General features: G+C 45.0%; 3 protein-coding genes. 1 reads left to right on the plus strand and 2 read right to left on the minus strand.

The window, feature by feature from the left end:
* Positions 1-27: 27 nt before the first annotated feature.
* Positions 28-1,449 (minus strand): dipeptidase PepV, encoded by a 1,422-nt coding sequence (pepV, locus tag ESE_RS0110560; RefSeq protein WP_010375112.1) that lies wholly within the window; start codon positions 1,447-1,449, stop codon positions 28-30.
* 241 nt (positions 1,450-1,690) lie between these two features.
* Here pepV and ESE_RS0110565 point away from each other — a divergent pair, with 241 nt between their 5' ends.
* Positions 1,691-3,142, plus strand: a complete 1,452-nt coding sequence (locus tag ESE_RS0110565) for an MFS transporter (RefSeq protein WP_010375113.1) — start codon at positions 1,691-1,693, stop codon at positions 3,140-3,142.
* Positions 3,143-3,201: 59 nt separating this feature from the next.
* On the opposite strand, the gene ESE_RS0110570 is transcribed toward ESE_RS0110565, so the two are convergent.
* Entirely contained in the window at positions 3,202-4,047 is an 846-nt protein-coding gene (locus ESE_RS0110570; RefSeq protein WP_010375114.1) for an NAD(P)H-hydrate dehydratase, read from the minus strand.
* Positions 4,048-4,176: the final 129 nt, after the last annotated feature.

The raw sequence follows: 4,176 nt of genomic DNA on the forward strand, positions 1-4,176 counted from the left end.
CGTCGTTGTGCGTTTTTATGATCATTATTAATCTTCCACGTTAGCCAATTCGTACATTGATTGTCCGAAAATAGCCATCGCACGTGTCAAATCTGATACTGGGTAGAATTCGTCGGCTTGGTGCATCGTGTCAGGCACGCCTTCAAACATTGCTCCAAAGGCAACACCACGCTTCAACAAACGTCCAAACGTACCACCACCGATAACTTGTTCACCGGCTGGCAAACCTGTTTGCTCACGGTAAACTTGCAACAACGTCTTAACTAGTGGATCATCACCAGGTACGTAGTGAGGCACTTGTGCGTGACCTTCTTGCTTAGCCGTTGCATCAAAGCCAGCTGGCAATGATGATGCTACGTGACCTTCAATTTCTTCAGCCGTTGTGTTTTGTGGGTAACGGAAGTTAGCATTTACAAAGCCATCTTCACCATCAGTAAAGCGTTGGATACCAACGTTCATTGACAAGTCGTGCATCAAATCGTCGTGCGTCTTCGCACCGATCTTCTCAGCAACCGTGTCATCGTGCAATTGCGTTCCCAAGAACGTCAAGAAGCCCTTAGCGTTACCGCCAAAGTCTTGGTCTTGCAAGAAGTTAGCCAAGTAAGTACCGGCGTTTTCACCAGTTTCAGGCATCGCACCGTGAACTTGCTTTCCATAGAAAGTAAACGTTACTTGGTTACCATCAACCTTAGCTTCACCCTTAACACGCTTTTCAGCGGCCAAGTAAGCATCCATAGCTGAAACCAAAGCAGCCATATCTGCAGCCTCAACAACGGCAACAGCAGTTCCAGGTACCATGTTTGGACGTGAACCAGCTGAGAATGAAACCAACTTCAATGAACCACCTTGCGTACCAGCAAAGCGCGTTACGATTGAAACGTTACCCTTCTCACCGTTGATAATTGGGAACTCAGCGTCAGGTGAGAATCCCATCGTTGGCATACCATACTCCTCAAAGAAGTCATCCATACCAGTCCAGTCAGACTCTTCATCAATTCCCATCACCAAAACTAGCTTGCGCTTCAAGTCCAAGTTCAAGTCCTTGATCATCTTCATTGCGTAGTAAGCCGTAAATGAAGGTCCCTTGTCGTCTGATGCACCACGCGCATACAAACGGCCGTCTTCGATAACTGGTGACCATGGATCCTTTGTCCAACCGTCACCAGCTGGCATAACATCCAAGTGACCAATAATGGCAACTGTTTCGTCAGCGTCTTCAGGTCCCAATTCTGCATAGGCAACCAAGTTCTTGTAGTTACCAACACGGAAACCGTCACGCTTTGCAAATTCTTCGAACTTAAGCAAAGCTTCCTTAGGACCTGGTCCCAAAGGTGCGTCCTCAGTCGCTGCCTCATCATCACGAACTGACTTGATGGCCAACATTTCCTTCAAGTCAGTCAACAATGCATCTTCATACTTCAATGCTTCTGCACGCCATTGCGTTGTCATATCTCATTGACCTCCACTGTCATATTGGTTGTAATTATACGCCATTTTGCAAATCTTTGCAGAATTTAATCATGATTTGCCTGGTCAACTTCCCTTTTGACAGTCTTATTTTCATCATAGAACAGCTAAAATGTGAACGCTTACAGAACGCTTTGTAAATTCCGGCTTTTTCGTATTTTTTAGTGATATTATGAGCATGCATTAAGCAATTACATTTCTATATTTTGAGGGGTTTGTTCTTATGGATGCAAATACGCAATCTGTTAAAAAGGACGAATTTGCTAAGTTGACATTAATGGACCGTATTGCCTATGGTTTGGGTGACTTTGCCCAAAACTTGGTTTTCGGTACTGTTGGTGGATTCTTGCTATTCTTCCTGACAACTGTTAACGGTATTTCAGCTGCGGCTGGTGCCACTATTTTCTTGGTCGTTCGTTGGATCAACGTTGTGTGGGATCCTTGGGTTGGTGCCACAGTCGATAAAGCACATCCTAAGGGTGGTAAGTACTTGCCATACCTTCGTAACTTCGGTATTCCGCTAGTTATCTCGGCTGCCTGCTTGTTCTTGCCAGTTGGTCAATGGTTCCCTGCTTTCAAGGTGCCATATGCCTTCTTGTCATATATGGCAACAGCCATGGTTTACTCATTCGTTAACATTCCATACGGTGCCTTGAACGCATCATTGACACGTGATAACGATGAAATTGCAAAGTTGACAACGGTTCGTATGACGTTGGCTAACATCGCAAACTTGTTGGTTTACACATGCTTCCCTATCTTCGTGCAATTGGCAACATCAGTTGACCGTTCATCAAAGGATATCGGAATGTTTGGTATCCACATGAACTTGGGTGACTACTCATCAGCACAATCTGCTGGTGCTTGGTTCAAGGTTTACGCCGTCTACATGGTCATCGGATTCATCGCTTTGATGGTAACGTATGCTAAGACGAAGGAACGTGTCTTGCCTGCTGAAGATGAGCCTGAAGTAAAGTACTCAGACTTGTTTGCTGAATTGAAGCGTAACAAGCCTTTGCGAATCTTGGGGTTGTTCTTCTTGGTCGGCTTTACATTTATGTTCTTCGGAAACACAGTATGGCCATTCTTCTTGCAATACAACATTGGTCACTCAGAATGGAACGGTTCAATCTCATTGCTTGGATCAATTCCTGGAATCTTCTTGGTCTTCCTTTGGCCTAAGATTCGTGCCAAGGTTGGTAAGAAGCAATTCTTTGCTTTGTTCCTAGCTATCTTCATGGTCGGATCAATTGTCTTGTGGATTTGGACGAAGTCACCTGAAAACATTGCTTTGGGTTACATCGGACGTTTCTTGCAACAATGGGGATTGACTTCAGCCACTGGATTCATGTGGTCATTGGTTCCTGAAGTTGTCTCATACGGTGAATACACTTCTGGTAAGCGTGTTGCCGGTATCATCAACGCCATCATGGGCTTGTTCTTCAAGATTGGTTTGGCTTTGGGTGGTATCATTCCTGGTTACATCAATGCCGCTACTGGCTTCGATGGTACTAAGAAGGTTCAATCTGCTGCTGCCTTGATGGGATTGCAATGGTCAATGATCTGGTTGCCAATTATCATGGCTGTGCTTGCCATCTTGGTCATCATGAAGTACCCATTGACTGACGAAGAAGTTAACAAGATGAACCACGAAATTGAGGCTCGTCACAAGTAATTTCAATTAGTTAATCAAAAATACCGCCACTCAATTGCGAGTGACGGTATTTTTTTCGTCTATAAGTTTGATTGAATGCGCGCCATGTAGTTTGGCAAAGAATCCGCAATAAACGTTGGCTTCACCACATAGCTATGTCCGGCCATTTCTTGAGCAATGGCTGAATGTGCGTACACTGCCGCCTCAACAGCTTTCGTTGTATTAGCCTTGAATTGACCGGCAAAACCAGCCACAATTCCAGCCAATACATCACCCATTCCCCCGGTCGCCTGGTAAGCCCCACCAATTTGCAGTTGCTTTTGCTCAGTCTCTGTATAAATTAGTGTGTGGTGCTGCTTAAGTACCAAGACGTTTAGGTTCAAAATCTGTCGTTGAACTTCATTCAACTGGTGATTATCTTGGTAATTGAGCTGAACCCCACTCAAACGGGCCCACTCCATTTGGTGTGGGGTTGCAACCGTGAAGGTATCTCGTGGGAATGTCAGATTGTTCTCGGCCATTACCGTTAGTGCCGATCCGTCAGCGATTAAAATTTGGTCCTTGTTAACTGATGCCAACACCTTACGCACCAATTGCGTCGCAAATTCATCCGTTCCCAAACCAGGACCAATCAAAATCACATCGTTTGTTTGAATGGCAGTTGTCAATTGCTCATCATTGCGCCAATCCACGAACATCGCTTCTGGCGTGCGGGAACGCAATGCTGTTAAGTTAATTAAATCCGTGGCCACTGTTGTCAAACCAGCACCCGATCCAACTGTCGCCTGCGTGGCCATCAAAATAGCCCCACCATATTGAATGTTACCGCCAATCAACAGTACCCGGCCAAAATTGCCTTTGTGACTGTCGTCTGGGCGGCGCAAGATAACCTCATGTAAAATTTCTGATTTTAGTTCACTAAGCATGGCGCGTCTCCGAATTTATTAATAGTAACTTCATTATACCGCGTGAAACCCGAATTGCGGAACATTCTCCACCTGCTATAATTCATCACAAAATAACCAAGGGTTTTTAATTGCAAGCGCTTACATTGA

The organism is Weissella cibaria KACC 11862, from assembly GCF_000193635.1.
GTDB classification, from domain to species: Bacteria; Bacillota; Bacilli; order Lactobacillales; family Lactobacillaceae; genus Weissella; species Weissella cibaria.